We start from the raw sequence: 16,493 nt of genomic DNA on the forward strand, positions 1-16,493 counted from the left end.
GGCGCCGGCTTCAGGCGCCGTCCGCGTTGTTGACGACAAAACGGTAGGTCCAGACAAATCCCGCATACAGGACAGGAAAACTGCCAAAGGCCAGAACTGTCTCGAACACAAAGGGCAGGAACTCCACAATATGCAACGCCAGCGCGCAGCACAGCACCCATTGTAGCGCCGTAACGCCCACCATCACCACGCCAAAGACAAGCCACAGAATAAAAAAATTAACCCGTGCCAGTGTATAACGCCCCGACAGGGCCACACCATGCACGATCAGCATCATGAGCAGCATCACCCCTGCCGGGCCAAAACTCAGGATATCGGCCCATATGCCCAGCACGAACACCGCCAGCGAGGGCATGAGCACCGGCGCGAACACCGACCACAGGAAAATGGTGGCCATGATGATGGCGGGCATCAACTCAACCTGTCCGGGCAGGTTGAGCGGGGCCGAAAGCACCAGCGTTGCAAAGAACACGAACAGGAACGGCACGCTGCTGCGCACGCCATGATCGATGCGGTACCCCATGCTGGAGCGCGGCTGGATGCCGGGGCGGATCGGGGGGGGCGTGAAGGTTTTCATCCGTGCAGGCCCTGATCGGGGTGCGCGGGCAGGGGCATGGCACCACCCCCTGCGGGCAGCGGCACGCGACCCGGCGCATCAGGCGGCACCACGCTGTCCTCATAATCGAACACGCGCAGCATATCGACATGATCGAGGTCGGCGGCGGGCACCACCACCGGCTGGCCGGGGCGCAGGTAATGCACATGCCCCACCGGCAGGCCGGCGGGCAGGCTCTCGATCTCGCCATTGGTCACGACACGTTCGCCCTCGATCGGCACATTGTCCTGCGGGTAGAAGATGATGCGCGGCAGGGCCGAATTGTCGCCCGCCATGATGGCCGCCGCGTGGCTCGATTCCAGCGTAACCGGCAGGCGGCTCGACGAATCGGTAATCAGCAGCACGCGCGCCGAGCGCCGCCCCACCTCGGTCACGCGCCCGACCAGCCCCGCGCCATCAAGGGCGATACCCCCCTTGCGCACTGCCGTATCGGGGTTCAGCGCCAGCAGCACCGCGCGCGCGTACAGCCCGCTGGTGTCGCGCACCACCCGCCCGCTGACGAAGGTGGGCGCGTTATCGGGAATCCAGTGCAGGTTGGCCTTCAGCGTCGCGTTTTCATCGGCGAGTGCCGCCGCCACGTCATACCAGTGGCGCAGCGATGCGTTCTCGGTGCGCAGGCGGATGTTCTCGGCCTCGAGGTTGCGGATATCCTGCAAATTGCCCGACACCCAGCGCAGTTTTTCCTGCGGCCAGGCCACCAGCCCGTAGGCGGGGGCGAGCAGGTCGGCGGTATTCATGCGCAGTTTTTCGATCAATCCACGATCGGCCTTGCCGAGCAGGATCACCCCGCAGGCCACGAGAATGAGGGCAGGCAGCACAAGCTTGCCCAATGCCTGGCGGAACTGGATGGAGACAGGCATCACACACGTTCCCCACGCGCGGCGCCTGCGCCGTGCCGATCGGATCGTTCATTCCTGCCTGGTCGCCGGACCTGCATCGTCCTGCGTCTCCCCCCTCGGCACGCCGCCCTGCCTTGCGCCGTGGGCGGCGACCGTCGTTAGTACATGCTTGTCAGCACATTGCGCAGGCGCTTCATTTCCTCAAGCGCGCGACCCGTGCCCATGGCCACGCAGGACAGCGCATCCTCGCCCACGGTAACCGGCAGCCCGGTTTCGCGCCGCAGCACTTCATCAAGCCGGTACAGCAGCGCGCCGCCACCGGTCAGGACAATGCCCTTGTCCACGATATCGGCTGCGAGTTCAGGCGGGGTATTTTCAAGCGCCGTGGTCACCGCGTCAAGAATCTGGCTGACGGGCTCGGCCAGGCTCTCGGCAATCTGCGCCTGCGAGACAACAACCTCGCGCGGCACGCCATTGATCAGGTCACGCCCCTTGACCTCGCGCCACGGGCCGGGATCCTGCGGATCATCCGGCAGCATGGCCGAGCCGAGATGGATCTTGATCTGCTCGGCCGAGCTTTCACCAATCAAAAGATTATGATTGCGGCGGATGTAGGAGATGATCGCCTCGTCCATCTTGTCGCCGCCCACCCGCACGGAGCGCGCATACACGATGCCGCCAAGCGAGATGACGGCCACTTCCGTCGTGCCACCGCCGATATCGACGATCATGCTGCCTGAAGGCTCGGTAACCGGCAGCCCCGCGCCGATAGCCGCCGCCATGGGTTCCTCGATCAGGAACACCTTGCGGGCACCGGCACTTTCAGCGCTTTCCTGAATGGCGCGGCGCTCGACGGCGGTGGAGCCCGACGGCACGCACACGATAATCAGCGGGCTTGCGAACATGCGGCGGTTATGGACCTTGCGGATGAAATGCTTGATCATTTCCTCCGCAACCTCGAAGTCCGCGATCACGCCATCGCGCAGCGGGCGGATGGCCGTGATGTTGCCGGGCGTGCGGCCAACCATCTGCTTGGCTTCCTCGCCCACCGCGAGCACCTGCTTCTTGCCCCGTACCTCTGCCAGCGCGACGACCGAAGGTTCGTTCAGGACGACGCCACGCCCCTTCACGTAAACCAGCGTATTCGCCGTGCCGAGGTCGATCGCCATGTCAGCGGAAAGCAGACCCAGTACACGAGCAAACATCCAGAACTCCCGACAACAACCACCAGACAGGACCGTCCCATCTCCCGACTGGCGGCACCGCATGCCCTCATGGCATGCCTGCGTCACGTCGAAAACCGTCTGGGTAAGCCCGAGGGATTACCGGTGCATGCTGACAGGAGCAAGAGGCGAGATGGTTTTAATTTATTAAAATCTTCATGCCCGGGCTGATTGTTACAAATTGCCCCTCTTTGGTCATGGTCAAACCACCCGCGCCGCTTCATCTATATCCTGTTACCAGGCGGAAAGCGGGCCATTGTGGCAGCGCCCGTCATGAAAGCGGAAAAACCTACATGAAGACTTCATCGCCCCGCATGACCCCTCGCCCGGCACTCCTGCTTGCGGCGACACTGTGCCTTGGCCTTGGCGCATGCGAGGACACGCGCGACCCCGGCCAGCGCGCCATTGGCGGCGGGCTGCTTGGCGCAGGTGGCGGCGCGCTGATCGGGGGGCTCGCAGGCGGCGGCCAGGGTGCCGCCATTGGCGCGCTGGCCGGCGCGGCGGGTGGTGCGGCCATTGGCGCGGCCACCACGCCGCGCAACCGCCCCCGTGGCGAGGCCCCTTCCACCGTGTGCGCGGGCGGGCGGGTCCTGCCGCCGGGCTACGGACCGCAGAGCTGCCCCGAAGCGGCGGCCCAGCGCGCGGGCTACGCAAACCAGCGCGGCTACGCCACCCCCAGCTACCCCCAGCAGGGCGGCTATGGGCAAGGCGCGTATGGCCAGGGCGGGTATGGTCAAGGTGGATATGGCCAGAGCGGATACAGCCAGGGCGGATATGACCAGAGCGGCTATTACGGCCAGCAGGGTGGCTACGGGCAGGAAGGCAGCTACCCGCCGGGCTACGAAGGCGAAAGCGGCTACTGAGTCCTGACATGACAACGCCCCGCCGTGACATGACACGGCGGGGCATTGCGGCGGTATCTGCTGCCGCCTTTACTTGAATAAAGCGGCGTTTTTAGTGCAGTTTTTCTTGGCTCAGGCTTCGAGGGCAGCAGGCTCGGCGCGGTCGCGCTTGACCAGCAGCTTGTTGAGCGCATGCACGTACGCCCGCACGGCAGAGACCAGCGTGTCGGCATCCGCACCCTGCCCATCGACCAGCTTGCCATCTTCTTCCAGCCGCACGGAGGTGCGGGCCTGCGCATCGCTGCCCTCGGTCACGGCTCCGACGGAATACAGTTGCAGCGTTGCGTCATGCGGCACGATGGCGCGGATGGCGTTGAAGGCGGCATCGACCGGCCCCTGCCCTTCCGCGTGGCCTTCACGGCGCTCACCATCGACTTCCAGCACCAGGTCGGCGGTGGCGGGGCGGCGCGAGCCTGCGGTGACATCGAGCGAGATGAAGCGGATGCGGGCATGGTCACGCACCTCGTCATCCACCAGCGCCACCAGATCCTCGTCGTAGATGACCTTCTTGCGGTCGGCCAGATCCTTGAAGCGCGAGAACGCCTCGTTGAACTGGTCTTCCTCCAGCTTGTCGTAGCCCATGGCCTTGAGCTTGTCGCGGAAGGCGGCGCGCCCCGAATGCTTGCCCAGCACCAGCGAGGAGCGGGTCCAGCCCACGCTTTCGGGCGTCATGATCTCGTAGGTGGCTGCGTTCTTCAGGATACCATCCTGATGGATGCCGCTTTCATGCGCGAAGGCGTTGCGGCCCACGATGGCCTTGTTGGGCTGCACGTCAAAACCGGTGATGGTGGCCAGCATGCGCGAGGTGCGCAGCAGGCGCTCGGTATGGATGCCGGTGGTGAACGGCAGCACGTCATGGCGCGTGCGCAGCACCATGATGATTTCCTCCAGCGCCGCGTTGCCCGCGCGCTCGCCAATGCCGTTGATGGTGCATTCCACCTGCCGCGCGCCAGCCTTCAGCGCCGCGATGGTGTTGGCAACCCCCAGGCCGAGGTCATTGTGGTTGTGCGTGGAGAAGATGACGCCATCGGCCCCTGGCACGCGGGCGCGCAGGTCAGCGAAGATGCGGGCCATGTCCTCGGGCGTGGAATAGCCCACCGTGTCGGGAATGTTGATGGTGGTCGCCCCCGCGCGGATGGCGGTCTCGACACAGCGGCACAGGAAATCGGGCTCGGTGCGCGAGCCATCCTCGGCGGACCATTCCACGTCATCGGTGAACTGGCGGGCGGCGCGGTTGCCGGCCTCGATCACTTCGAGCACCGTCTCGGGCTCCATGCGCAGCTTGTACTTCATGTGCAGCGGCGAGGTGGAGATGAAGTTGTGGATGCGCCCGCGCTTCGCGGGTTTGATCGCCTCGCCTGCGCTCGCGATGTCGTTCTTGCCACCGCTGCGGGCGAGCGCGCACACCACGGCGTTCTTCACCTTCTGGGCAATCTGGTAAACGCTGTCGAAATCACCCTTGGAGGCCACGGGAAAGCCCGCCTCCATCACGTCCACGCCCAGCTCTTCCAGCGCTTCGGCCATGCGCAGCTTCTCGGCGAGGTTCATGGAAAAGCCGGGCGACTGCTCGCCATCACGCAGCGTCGTGTCAAATATGATGACGCGGTTGGGGTCGATGCGGCCAAAGGAAGGATGGTCGATGCTCATGGTAATAACCTCGGACTTGGTCCTGACATGGGACGGGCGACGGCACGCGCATGCGGCCTGTCTGTTCGTGTTCGCGCGGCTGCATGGCCGCTCCGATCAATCCCCTGGGCGCGCCGGCACGCAGGCCGGCCCTGATCGCTCAGGGGCGGATAAGTCGAAGACGAAGGAGTCCTGTCGCGGCACATGCGCGCGCGGAAAGGCGCGCATGTGCGCCCGATCCGATCCCCACGATGTGCGCTGTCGTTACCATGCCGGGCACAATACAGCCCCGCAACGTGATTGCAACCCGAAAAGCATGCCCTAGCCCGTGGCATGGGTGACCATGCTGTCAGTGGCGAAATAGCGGTCGATGGCCTGTACCATGGCGCCAGCCACCACCATGCGGTGCGCGGCCTGCCGCAGGGCGGCTTCATCCATGTGATTGGACATGAAGCCCATCTCGACCAGAACGGAAGGGATATCGGCCGATTTCAGCACCACGAAGGAGGCATGCCGCGAGGGATGCTGCAACAGGCCAATGCGCGGGCGGAAGGAAGTGACGATGCTGCTGGCCATGTGGGCGGCCCCGTGGCGGGTTTCCTCGGTCACGAGGCTTGCGAGGATTTCCTGCACCTCGGGCGAGTCCGCATGCACATGGGGGCCGCCATAGCGGTCGGCGCTGTTCTCGGTGCGGGCCAGCATGGCGGTCTGCCGGTCCGATGCCTTTGAGGACAGCGTATAGACACTCGCCCCGCGCACGGCGCGGTTGGTCAGGGCATCGGCATGCATGGAAATGAACAGCGAGGCCTTGTGGCTGTGCGCGATATCCACCCTGCCCTCGAGCGGGATGAAGCGGTCATCGGCGCGCGTCATGGCCACGCGGTAGCGGCCGCTGGCCTCAAGCTGGCGCTGCAGTTCGCTGGCCGCCGCTTCCGCCACATGCTTTTCATACGTGCCGGAAATGCCGATGGCGCCGGGGTCCTTGCCGCCATGGCCGGGGTCGAGCATGACCAGTGGTTTGGGCGGCGCCGCCCGGCCCACGATGGCGGGCGCGTGCAGCGGGTGGGCGGCGTGATGGGCCGCGGCGGCCGCATGCACGTGGGCTGGCACATGGGGGGCAGCCGCCCCCGCGCTGCCGGGCAGCAGCATGCCCAGCCCCGCCACAACAGCGCGGCGCGGCAGCACGGGGCCAGACGTGCGTGCTGTCAGGGCCGCCTTGCCTGCATCAGGCCAGCCAGTGGTCATGCATCGGGTTCCGGTGAAAACGGTTGCGGGTTCATGTGTCCTTTCCCCTTATCATCATCCACGCCCTTCGTCAGCGGGATAAACGCAAGCCCCTTGCAGGAAAGCCCGCATTGCGCCATGCTGCCCAGCCGTGATGGACCGCGCCCGGTCTGGCTGCCCCGCTGGCATGCCTGATAGGGCGAAATGCCAGCAGGCATGACTTAAAAACTCCATCCGGCATGCATCATGCATGCGCGACATGCGCTTACCGGTATGCTTACCGGCCACGTTACGGCGTGGGGGCACATGCCACGCACGACCTGAGGCAGCCGCGCCGGTGTTCCCCATCGACAGGAAACCGGATGGCATACCAGTCGATACGGAAGGTTCCGCCCCGGCAATCAGGCCGGGCCGCGCCCTCCCCAGCCATGACAGAGGATGGATTGGACACCACGCGGACCTTTTCCGCATATGCGATGACACCATGCGCGAATACGGGCGGCACAGTCTTGCCGCATCCGGTCGCAGCGCATGGCCTGTCCGCCCGCGCAGGGCGCGGTGGTCTCCTGTCCGGTTTCGGTCACGGCTTTTTCAATCATGCTTTTGTCCGCTCCCCCGCCCTCCCTGCCGCCACGACTCGCGCGCAGCCCGGATGCCGGAGCGTGACACACCGGAGTGCGCCTATTTATGAGCAAACGCATGCTGATCGACACGACCCACGCGGAAGAAACCCGCGTGGTCGTGATGGATGGTAACCACCTTGAGGATTATGATGTCGAAGCCGCTTCCAAGAAGCAGCTCAAGGGCAACATCTACCTTGCCAAGGTTATCCGAGTAGAACCCAGCCTCCAGGCTGCGTTCGTGGATTATGGCGGCAACCGCCACGGCTTTCTCGCCTTCAGCGAAATCCACCCCGATTATTACCAGATCCCCGTAGCCGACCGCGAAAAGCTGCTCGCGCTGCAGGAGGAGGAACGCCGCGCGGAAGAAGAACGCCGCGCGCGTGATGACGAGGAAGACGACGCCCCCCGCGCCGAGGACGAAGCCGAAACCCCCGCGGGCGAGGAAGGCGACGAGCCCGAAACCGTGGGCGGCGAGAACGATACCGGTGACGAGGCCCAGGCCCAGCGCCGCATCGCCCGCTTCCTGCGCAACTACAAGATTCAGGAAGTCATCCGCCGCCGCCAGATCCTGCTCGTGCAGGTGGTCAAGGAAGAGCGCGGCAACAAGGGTGCGGCGCTGACCACCTATGTCTCGCTGGCCGGCCGCTACTGCGTGCTCATGCCCAACTCGCTGCGCGGGGGCGGTGTTTCGCGCAAGATCACCTCGGTGGCCGACCGCCGCCGCCTGCGCGACATCATTACCGAGCTGTCGATTCCGCGCGGCATGGCCATGATCGTGCGCACCGCAGGCGCCCAGCGCCCGCGCGCCGAGATCATGCGTGACTGCGAATACCTGCTGCGCCTGTGGGATGACATCCGCCAGCACACGCTGGAATCCGTCGCCCCCGCCCTGATCTATGAGGAAGCGAGCCTGATCAAGCGCGCCATCCGCGATATCTACACGCGCGAGGTGAGCGAGATCCTGATTGATGGCGAGCCGGGCTGGAAGTCCGCGCGTGAGTTCATGCGCATGCTCATGCCCCAGAACGCGCAGAAGGTGCGCCTGTGGCAGGACCACGAGCAGACCCTGTTCTCGCACTACAAGGTGGAAGGGCTGCTTGATTCCATGCTCTCGCCGTCCGTGCAGCTCAAGTCGGGTGGCTATCTGGTCATCAACCAGACCGAGGCGCTGGTTGCGATCGACGTGAACTCGGGCCGCGCCACGCGTGAGCGCAACATCGAGGAAACGGCGCTGCGCACCAACCTCGAAGCCGCCGAGGAAGTGGCCCGCCAGCTGCGCCTGCGCGACCTTGCCGGGCTGATCGTGATCGACTTCATCGACATGGAAAGCCGCAAGCATAACGGCATGGTCGAGCGCAAGCTCAAGGATGCCCTGCGCACCGACCGCGCGCGCATCCAAGTGGGCCAGATCTCGCATTTCGGCCTGCTGGAAATGTCGCGCCAGCGCCTGCGCCCCTCCATTGCCGAATCCGCCTTCATGCCCTGCCCGCACTGCCAGGGCACCGGCATCGTGCGCGGGATCGAAAGCTCGTCGCTGCACGTGCTGCGCGCGATCGAGGACGAGGGCATGCAGCGCAAGGCCGCGGAAATCACCGTGCAGGTGGCGCCCGAGGTTGCCTTCTACATCCTCAACAACAAGCGCGCCTGGCTTTCGGAAATAGAGACGCGGCACAAGATGCAGGTCGTGTTCGCGCCTGATGCCACGCTCCAGCCGCCCGAGTGCAAGATCGAGCGCGTGCGCCAGCAGACGGCCCGCTTCGAGGCGCCTGCCGCCATCGCGCATGCCCCGGCTGAAAACAGCACCGTGCGCGAGATCCAGATCCAGGCCGAGCCGCCGGTAGCGGACGCTGCCCCGGAAGCCCCGGCCAGCACGGAAGAGGACGAGGATATCGCCTCGGGCACCGACCACCGCCGTCGCCGCCGCCGTCGCCGTCGCCGTGGTTCCGCTGCCACCACGCCCGAGCAGACGACCGAGACGCCGCAGGCCTCCGCAGCCGAGGAACCGGCCCCCGTGCCGGCCCCCGCGCGCGAAGCCTATCGCGGCCCCACCCCGGCTGACCCGTATGGCGACCCGATCATCGACATTTTTGACGTGATCGAGCAGACCACGGCGCCTGCCGAGATCGTGGAAGAGGTTGTGGAAGCCGAGCCTGCGGTGATTGCGGTAGCAGAGGAAGAGGAAGCGCCCAAGCCGCGCCGCCGCCGCCGCACGCGCCGCCGCACCCCGGCGGAAACGGAAGCCACCCCCGAGGCCCCGCAGGCCGGAGCGGAAGCTGAAGTGAGCACGCCGGAGCCAGAAGCCACTGTTGTGGAAGTGGACGCTGTCCCTGCCGAGCCGGTCGTGGTGGAAGCCGTGGCGGAACCTGTGGAGGAAGCGCCCAAACCGCGCCGCCGCCGCACCAGCACGGCCAGCACCACGCGCAGCCGCCGCGCCAAGGCCCCTGCCAGCACGCCGGAAAAGACCCCGGCCGAGGCGGTAGCGCCCAGCGCTGCGGAAGAGCCGGCCCCTGCCGAGGAAGCCGCACCCGCCAAACCCGCGCGCAAGCGGGCAACCAGCCGGAGCACGGGCACGACGACGGCCACCACGCGCCGCCGCACCACCCGCAAGACAGCTGCCAAGGCGGATGAGGCGACCGAGGTCACTGCTGAAGCGCCCGTGAAAGCGGAAGCCCCGGCTGTGGAAGAGGCCCCCAAGCGCCGCCGTGCCCCGGCACGCCGCAAGAAGGCCGAACCTGCCGCCACCGAGGCAGCCGAAGCCCCGGCCGAAGCGGCAGCCGAGACAGCGGAAGCCGCACCGGCCAAGCCTGCGGCGCGCAAGCGGGCCACCACCCGCAAGGCAGCCACCACCACGGCCACAGCCACCCGCACGCGCCGCCGCAAGAAGGCGGAAGACGCAGCGGAACCGGCTACGGACGAGGCGGCTGAACCTGCTGCATCGACCGAAGCGGAAGCGGCACCCCGCCGCCGCACAGGCTGGTGGAAGCGCTGAGTGCAGCGTAGCTGACTGACCAAGTAAAAAACCTGCCTTCGCAAGAAGGCAGGTTTTTTATTGCCCGAACAAATTCTGAAACCTGTTTTGATCAGAAGTTTTTGGTAAATCTTTTTTCAAAAAGCTTTAAAAGGCGCCGACTATTTGAAAAATAGACACCTAAAAACTTTTACTATTTCTCTATCAATGTACAATACCCATGTTCATGCAGAAACTGTACAAGTTAAAGGACTGGAACAACCATGACCCCAGCCGCCCGCAAATGCCTTGACGATCTTCGCACCATGCTGCGCCCGGCATCAGTCGCAACCGCAGGCGGATTCCGCCCGCCATCCGACCCGGTCACGTCATGGTTCTGCCGGGGCGTGGGCCAACCGGGTGAAAGCCTGCCACAATGGAACGGCAGGCCCATGATCCCGATCCTGCAGATCCGGATTGATGAACTGCCTTACGTACCAGAACAACTGGCCCATCTGGCCCTTATTGTCGTGTTTTTCGACATGGAGGACCTGCCCTTCGACAAGCCTCATGGCGAGGGCTGGCTGATCCGTGAATATACGTCCACCGACAGCCTCGTGCCTCTGCCCCAGGCCGAGCAGGCCTTCAAACCCTTGCCCATACGCTGGACGCGTATTGAGGACGACGCTCCCGGCTGGGAAGATGCCTGGTCCCTGCCGATCAACATGGATGCCCTCGTTGCCGACGATGCAGGAAGCAATGCTTTCTCCGATAATTTCGAGTGCCATGACCAGACCAAGGTGGGCGGCTACCCGGCTGATATACAGGGGGTGGTTGGCCTTGAGGATTTCATGTTCCAGATCAATTCGGAAGACAGGGTGGACCTGATCTGGGGCACCGGCGGAATGGCCTATTTCTTCCGGCTACCTGATGGGACGTGGCGCTGGTCATGCCAGTTTGATTGACGGAAACGCGACTGCCTTTTTTCAAAAAAAGCAGCGTCTTTCAAAGCTTTTTGAAAAAAGCTTCACCAAAAACTTCCTTATGCTTAACCGCCTTCAGGCAAGGCGGGCGCGGTTTCCCAGCCGGGGCCGATAATGGCGGCACTCCGGCGGCCCAGCCCGTCATGGCGCAGCACGATCATGTTCTGCTCCTCAAGATAGGCAAGCTGCCGCCGGGCGCGGCCAAGCGAGTGGGTGCCATAGGTGCGCGCAATCACACTGTCGGACGGGCACGGCTCCCCATGCAGCGCAGCCCGCGCAATAAGCAGGAAGATGCCCTGTATGTCATCGGGCAGCACGGCGGCCATCTGCTCGGCCTGCCGCCAGTCCTCGCTTTCCACCGTCGTGGCATCCACGCCCGCGCGGGCGACGGCCAGCAGGCGGCGGAAGCGCGGCATGTCGAGCGCGTCACGGCCCATGCCCTCGATGCGGCAGCGCACCAGAAAATCCTGATACAGCACATGCACCGGGCGGAAGCCCGCATCCTCATCACGCAATATGTCGGTCAGGATCTCGATAAAGCGCAGGCGGAGCGCTGCTGCATCCACAGGCGGGGCTTCGGGCGCAGCCGTTTCGGCCTCCAGCGTCGCGGTCTCGGCATGGGCTGCAAGCTGCGAGAGGATATCGGGCGGCGGACTGACATGGCGCGGCGGGCGCGCGGGCAGTTCGCGCTCGGGCACCGGGGTCAGGATCAGTTCGCGTATTTCATCGCCTGCGGGCACCGGCTCGAAGGGCATCAGCGTAGGGCCAGCCGAGCGGCTTTCGGTCTCGACCGGGCCGATTTTCACCGCAAGCGGCCTGCGGCACACGGCGGGGCCGAGGGCTACGAAATAACCACGCTCAAGGTCGCGGAAGCTCTCGGCCTGCCGCCGCTCCATGCCCAGCAGGTCGGCGGCGCGCATCATGTCGATATCGAGGAAGGTGCGGCCCATGAGGAAGTTCGAGGCTTCCGCCGCGACATTCTTGGCAAGCTTGGCCAGGCGCTGGGTGGCGATCACGCCCGCCAGCCCGCGCTTGCGCCCACGGCACATGAGGTTGGTCATGGCACCGAGCGAGGCACGGCGTGCCTCATCCGACACCTCGCCCGCTGCGGCTGGCGCAAAGAGCTGGGCTTCATCCACCACCACCAGCACGGGGTACCAGTAATCGCGCGGCACCTCGAACATGCCGCCAAGGAAGGCGGCGGCGCGGCGCATCTGCACATCCGCATCCACGCCCTCAAGGTTCAGGATGACCGAGGCGCGGTGCATGCGCATGCGCTCGCCCGCCGCCTGCAGGGCGGCTTCGGTATGCTCGGCGGCATCAATGACCAGATGGCCGAAGCGCTCGGCCAGGCTGACAAAATCGCCCTCGGGGTCGATGATGGCCTGCTGCACCATGCGCGCCGACTGCTCAAGCAGGCGGCGCAGCAGGTGCGACTTGCCCGAGCCGGAATTGCCCTGCACCAGCAGGCGGGTGGACAGTAGTTCGGCCAGGTCCATCGTCACCGGGCCATCGCCCGCAACCGCTCCGCGCCGCTCGCCAATCGTGATTGCAACACTCATGGCGCTGACGGATACCGCTCGCGCCGCGAGTCCTGCAACCACGCCCATGCGCCCTCGCCCGCCATGCGGCCCGTGGCCATGCAGCCCTGCAGCAGGTAGCCGCCGGTGGGGGCCTCCCAGTCCAGCATTTCGCCTGCGGCAAACACGCCGGGCAGGGCACGGAGCATGAAATGCGCATCCAGCGCGGACCACGCAATGCCACCGGCCACCGATATGGCGCGGTCCAGCGCTTCAGGGGCGCATACCTCAACCGGCAAGGCCTTGACCCGTGCGGCAAGGGCCTGTGGCGCGCGCGGTGGCGGGCCATCGCCGCCTTCACGCATCAGCGCCACTGCAACGGGGGAAAGCTTCAGCGCCTTGCGCAGCGTGTTGGACAGGCTCTCACGCGCACGCACGCGGGCGAGGCGCGTCGTGATCTCGGCCACATCAAGGGCCGGACGCAGGTCAATGAGCAGGCGGGCGCTGCCGGTCCGGGCAATCCGCTCGCGAATGGCGGCTGACAGCGCATAGACCGCGCCGCCTTCAATGCCCGTATCGGTCACCACCGCCTCGCCGCGCACGCTCGGACCATTTTCCAGCGCAAGGCCGATGCCCCGCAGCGGCGTGCCGGCAAACCGCGCGCGAAAGGCCGGGCTCCACCCGGTCACGAACCCGCAATTGGCGGGTGCAAACGGCGTGACATCAACACCGAGTCCGCCAAGGCGTTCGCGCCACGCACCGTCAGACCCCAGCCGCGCCCAGCTTGCGCCCCCCATGGCCAGCACCGTGGCATCGACCCGCCAGCACGCCGCCCCGCCGGGGCCGGACACGCGCAGGCGGCCTGCCTCATCCCACCCAAGCCAGCGATGGCGGGTGAGCAGGCGCACCCCGCGCGCGGCCAGCCGCGCAAGCCACGCGCGCAGCAGGGGGGACGCCTTCATGGCGCGGGGAAACACCCGCCCGCTGCTGCCGGTAAAACAGGGCTGCCCCAGCCCTTCGGCCCATTGCACCATATCGGCCGGACCAAAGGCCGACAGGGCCGCCTGCATCATGGGCGCGGCCGCGCCATAGCGGGCGCCAAAGGCTGCCGCATCCTCGGAATGGGTCAGGTTCAGGCCGCCGCGCCCGGCCATGAGCAGCTTGCGGCCCATGGTAGGCATCTGCTCGACCACGCTCACCGCACACCCCCGCGCGGACAGGATCTCGGCTGCGGCAAGGCCCGCAGGCCCTCCGCCAATAATGGCCACATGCGGCCTGAAAACGAATTCGGTCATCAGATGATGTAATCAATCGGCGGGAGCATCTGGTCCATGGTGAAAGCGGGCAGGCTGGAATGGCGCGTGCCGACAACGCGAGCCGGATTGCCCACCACCGTGGTGTAGGGCGAGACGGATTCCAGCACGATGGACCCCGCCCCCACCTTGGCCCCCTCGCCAATCTCGATATTGCCCAGGATGGTGGCGCCTGCGCCAATCAGCACGCCACGGCGCACCTTGGGGTGGCGGTCACCCACGTTCTTGCCGGTGCCCCCAAGGGTCACGCCCTGCAGCAGCGACACGTCATCCTCCAGCACCGAGGTCTCACCAATGACGATGCCCGTGCCGTGGTCGAACAGCACCCGCCGCCCCAGCCGGGCGGCGGGGTGGATATCAACGCCAAACAGTTCCGAGCACCGGCTCTGCAGGTGCAGCGCCAGATAGCCACGCCCGTTATGCCACAGCCAGTGCGCCACGCGGTGGCTCTGCACGGCGTGGTAGCCCTTGAAGAACAGGAAGGGCGTTACGTATTCCGCCGTGGCCGGGTCGCGCTCGCGGATGGCCACGAGGTCGGCGGCAGCCGCGTTGACGATGTCGGGGTCAGCCTCGAACACCTCCGTCACCAGTTCGGCCAGCGCGTCATCGGCTACCGAGCGGTCACCGAGCTTGCGCCCGAGCAGGGCGGCAAGCGCGCCGCGAAAGGAGCCGTGATTGCGGATGCCCGTGGCCAGCAGCCCCTTGACCAGCGGATCATTGCAGCCACATGCGCCGCTTACGATCTCGCGCCACAGCATGGCGGGGTCGACCGGCCCCAGCGTGGGGGGCAGTACGGGGCTGGCGCGGTCCTTCAGCGAAAGGGCGGCAGGCGGGGTTTCAGGCATGATCGGTCTGTTCTTCCGTCCGATGGGCGGTTGTCATATGTCTGGCAGGCGGGCGTTCACAGCCCCATGGCGTGCCGGGCAAAGCTGCGGCGCAGGGGTGTTATGCGGTTGACGGTGGCAAGCCCCACGTCACGCGCCAGGCGCAGCACCGGGTTGTCATTGCCAAACAGGCGCTCGAGCGCATCGGTGGCCGCCAGCATGAGCATGTTGGCGGGCCTGCACCGCGCCTGGTAGCGGCGCAGCACGTCAGGCGCGCCCACATCGCCGCCCGCCGCATGCACCTGCGCCAGAATGTCGGCCATGGCGATCACGTCACGGAAGCCAAGGTTGAGCCCCTGCCCCGCAATGGGGTGGATGCCGTGGGCGGCATCACCCACCAGCGCCAGGCGCGTATCAATGTAACGCTGCGCGTACTGCGCGGACAGCGGATAGACCCAGCGCCGCCCCACGGGGGTCACGGCGCCCAGCCACTCATCGCCCATGCGGCGGCGGATCTCGTGGGTAAAGGCATCATGCGGCAGGTCGGCAAGGCGGTGGGCCACCTTCTCGCTCTCGGTCCAGACCAGGGCGGAGAGGTTGGGGTGCTCGGCATTGCCCGCCATGGGCAACTGGGCAAAGGGGCCTGCGGGCAGGAAGTGCTCGAGCGCGCGGCCTTCATGCGGGAATTCGTGGGCGACCGCGCACACGATGCCACACTGGTTGTAGGGCATGCGGGTGACCGTGATGCGGGCCTGCTCGCGCAGCGGGCTGCGACGCCCTTCGGCTGCCACCACAAGGCGGGCATTGATGGTGCGGCCGCTGGTGGTATGGATCACGGCGCCATCAGCCGTGCGGGTCACGCGGCCTTCATCGGGGGCGAAAACATGCAGGCCCGGCGTAGCGTGAAGCGCGGCATTGAGCGCCACGCGCAGGGCGCGGGCCTCGATCATGGCGCCGAAGGGCTGGTCGGCATCGGCCCTGCCAAATTCAAGGAATAGGGGCGAAGGCGGCTGGCCGGGCCTGCCATCGGTCACGCGGATCTCGTTGATATCGCACGACTCCATGGGCAGGCGGCCCCATACGCCCGCCTCCTCGAGCAGGCGACGCGAGCCTGCGGCGATGGCATAGGCGCGGCCATCAAAGGCCGGGTGCTCCATGGGCGGCAGGGCCGCGCGGTCGATGATCGCGACCTGCAGGCCTGCGGTGGCCAGGCGGCAGGCCAGCGTGGCGCCAACCGGACCCGCCCCCACGATGCAGACATCAACCCCAAGGGCTTCGGGCATGGCGGTGGCTGTCATGTTCGCGGTCATTTCGTTTCCTGTTCTGGGCCCCCCGGGCAACGGGGCAGGCCACACGGATTTACTCCCCACCGGGGGCAACGCACAAGCGCACATGCCAGATGCATGGCGTGAAGGCGGATGACATGCATCACCCGATCAGGGTATAGACGGAGCGGTTACCTTACTTCACCCACGGTCAACCGGCCGGAACAGCAAGAATGGAGACGCGGTGCGATGAAGCTTGTCACAGCCATCATCAAGCCTTTCAAGCTCGACGATGTGCGTGAGGCCCTGACCCCGCTGGGGATTCAGGGGCTGACCGTATCGGAAGTCAAGGGCTTCGGTCGCCAGAAGGGCCAGACCGAAATCTATCGCGGGGCGGAATACCACGTCAGCTTCCTGCCCAAGATCAAGATCGAGGTTGCCGTGACCGACGAACTCGTCGAGCAGGCGGTCGAGACGATTCTGGAGGCCGCCCACACCGGCAAGATCGGCGATGGCAAGATCTTCATCTCCCCGCTAGACAGCGTCATCCGCATCCGCACGCGCGAGACGGGCGACAGCGCGCTGTAA

13 protein-coding genes are annotated in these 16,493 nt (G+C 66.0%); 4 read left to right on the forward strand and 9 right to left on the reverse strand.

From position 1 onward, the window contains the following. Positions 1-10 precede the first annotated feature (10 nt). The 3 genes from QEG70_RS07850 to QEG70_RS07860 all read right to left on the reverse strand — a co-directional run bounded on the left by QEG70_RS07850 (position 11) and on the right by QEG70_RS07860 (position 2,660). Positions 11-577 (reverse strand): rod shape-determining protein, encoded by a 567-nt coding sequence (locus QEG70_RS07850; protein ID WP_308720148.1) that lies wholly within the window; start codon positions 575-577, stop codon positions 11-13. Further along, a complete protein-coding gene (gene mreC, locus QEG70_RS07855; protein ID WP_308720149.1) occupies positions 574-1,476 on the reverse strand; it encodes a rod shape-determining protein MreC in 903 nt (300 codons plus the stop codon). The genes QEG70_RS07850 and mreC overlap by 4 nt, the downstream gene beginning before the upstream one ends. Positions 1,477-1,613: 137 nt before the next feature. Next, positions 1,614-2,660: a rod shape-determining protein gene (locus QEG70_RS07860; protein WP_308720150.1), complete on the reverse strand. Its 1,047-nt coding sequence runs from the start codon at positions 2,658-2,660 to the stop codon at positions 1,614-1,616. A 311-nt stretch (positions 2,661-2,971) separates the two neighbouring features. Between QEG70_RS07860 and QEG70_RS07865 the strand changes: the two genes are divergently transcribed. Beyond that, the gene (locus QEG70_RS07865; RefSeq protein ID WP_374762569.1) at positions 2,972-3,541 is read left to right on the forward strand and encodes a hypothetical protein; all 570 of its coding nucleotides are present in this window, start codon (positions 2,972-2,974) and stop codon (positions 3,539-3,541) included. A 111-nt stretch (positions 3,542-3,652) separates the two neighbouring features. Here the strand turns inward: QEG70_RS07865 and QEG70_RS07870 are convergent, their stop codons facing one another. Beyond that, positions 3,653-5,227, reverse strand: a complete 1,575-nt coding sequence (locus QEG70_RS07870; RefSeq protein ID WP_308720151.1) for a 2-isopropylmalate synthase — start codon at positions 5,225-5,227, stop codon at positions 3,653-3,655. A 300-nt stretch (positions 5,228-5,527) separates the two neighbouring features. After that, positions 5,528-6,451: an N-acetylmuramoyl-L-alanine amidase family protein gene (locus QEG70_RS07875; RefSeq protein ID WP_308720152.1), complete on the reverse strand. Its 924-nt coding sequence runs from the start codon at positions 6,449-6,451 to the stop codon at positions 5,528-5,530. A gap of 666 nt (positions 6,452-7,117) precedes the next feature. On the opposite strand from QEG70_RS07875, the gene QEG70_RS07880 reads away from it, so the two are divergent. Together QEG70_RS07880 and QEG70_RS07885 are read left to right on the forward strand one after the other, a co-directional pair. After that, positions 7,118-10,042, forward strand: coding sequence for an Rne/Rng family ribonuclease (locus tag QEG70_RS07880; protein ID WP_308720153.1), 2,925 nt, complete (start codon positions 7,118-7,120; stop codon positions 10,040-10,042). 242 nt (positions 10,043-10,284) lie between these two features. Then, the gene (locus tag QEG70_RS07885; RefSeq protein ID WP_308720154.1) at positions 10,285-10,965 is read left to right on the forward strand and encodes a DUF1963 domain-containing protein; all 681 of its coding nucleotides are present in this window, start codon (positions 10,285-10,287) and stop codon (positions 10,963-10,965) included. An 83-nt stretch (positions 10,966-11,048) separates the two neighbouring features. On the opposite strand, the gene QEG70_RS07890 is transcribed toward QEG70_RS07885, so the two are convergent. The 4 genes from QEG70_RS07890 to QEG70_RS07905 form a co-directional block, all read right to left on the reverse strand. After that, on the reverse strand, positions 11,049-12,545 hold the full coding sequence (locus tag QEG70_RS07890; protein ID WP_308720155.1) for an ATP-binding protein: 1,497 nt from the start codon (positions 12,543-12,545) through the stop codon (positions 11,049-11,051). Further along, positions 12,542-13,798 carry a TIGR03862 family flavoprotein gene (locus QEG70_RS07895; RefSeq protein ID WP_308720156.1) on the reverse strand — a complete coding sequence of 419 codons (1,257 nt, stop codon included), beginning with the start codon at positions 13,796-13,798 and terminating at the stop codon, positions 12,542-12,544. Before QEG70_RS07895 ends, QEG70_RS07890 begins: the two co-directional genes overlap by 4 nt. After that, positions 13,798-14,574 carry a serine O-acetyltransferase gene (gene cysE, locus QEG70_RS07900; protein ID WP_236944685.1) on the reverse strand — a complete coding sequence of 259 codons (777 nt, stop codon included), beginning with the start codon at positions 14,572-14,574 and terminating at the stop codon, positions 13,798-13,800. The genes QEG70_RS07895 and cysE overlap by 1 nt, the downstream gene beginning before the upstream one ends. 143 nt (positions 14,575-14,717) lie before the next feature. Further along, positions 14,718-15,950, reverse strand: coding sequence for a UbiH/UbiF/VisC/COQ6 family ubiquinone biosynthesis hydroxylase (locus QEG70_RS07905; RefSeq protein WP_308720157.1), 1,233 nt, complete (start codon positions 15,948-15,950; stop codon positions 14,718-14,720). A 204-nt stretch (positions 15,951-16,154) separates the two neighbouring features. Here QEG70_RS07905 and QEG70_RS07910 point away from each other — a divergent pair, with 204 nt between their 5' ends. Continuing rightward, on the forward strand, positions 16,155-16,493 hold the full coding sequence (locus tag QEG70_RS07910) for a P-II family nitrogen regulator (protein WP_061274536.1): 339 nt from the start codon (positions 16,155-16,157) through the stop codon (positions 16,491-16,493).

The sequence above is a fragment of the Komagataeibacter xylinus genome, from assembly GCF_031081985.1.
In the GTDB taxonomy this organism is placed as follows: Bacteria; Pseudomonadota; Alphaproteobacteria; order Acetobacterales; family Acetobacteraceae; genus Komagataeibacter; species Komagataeibacter xylinus_E.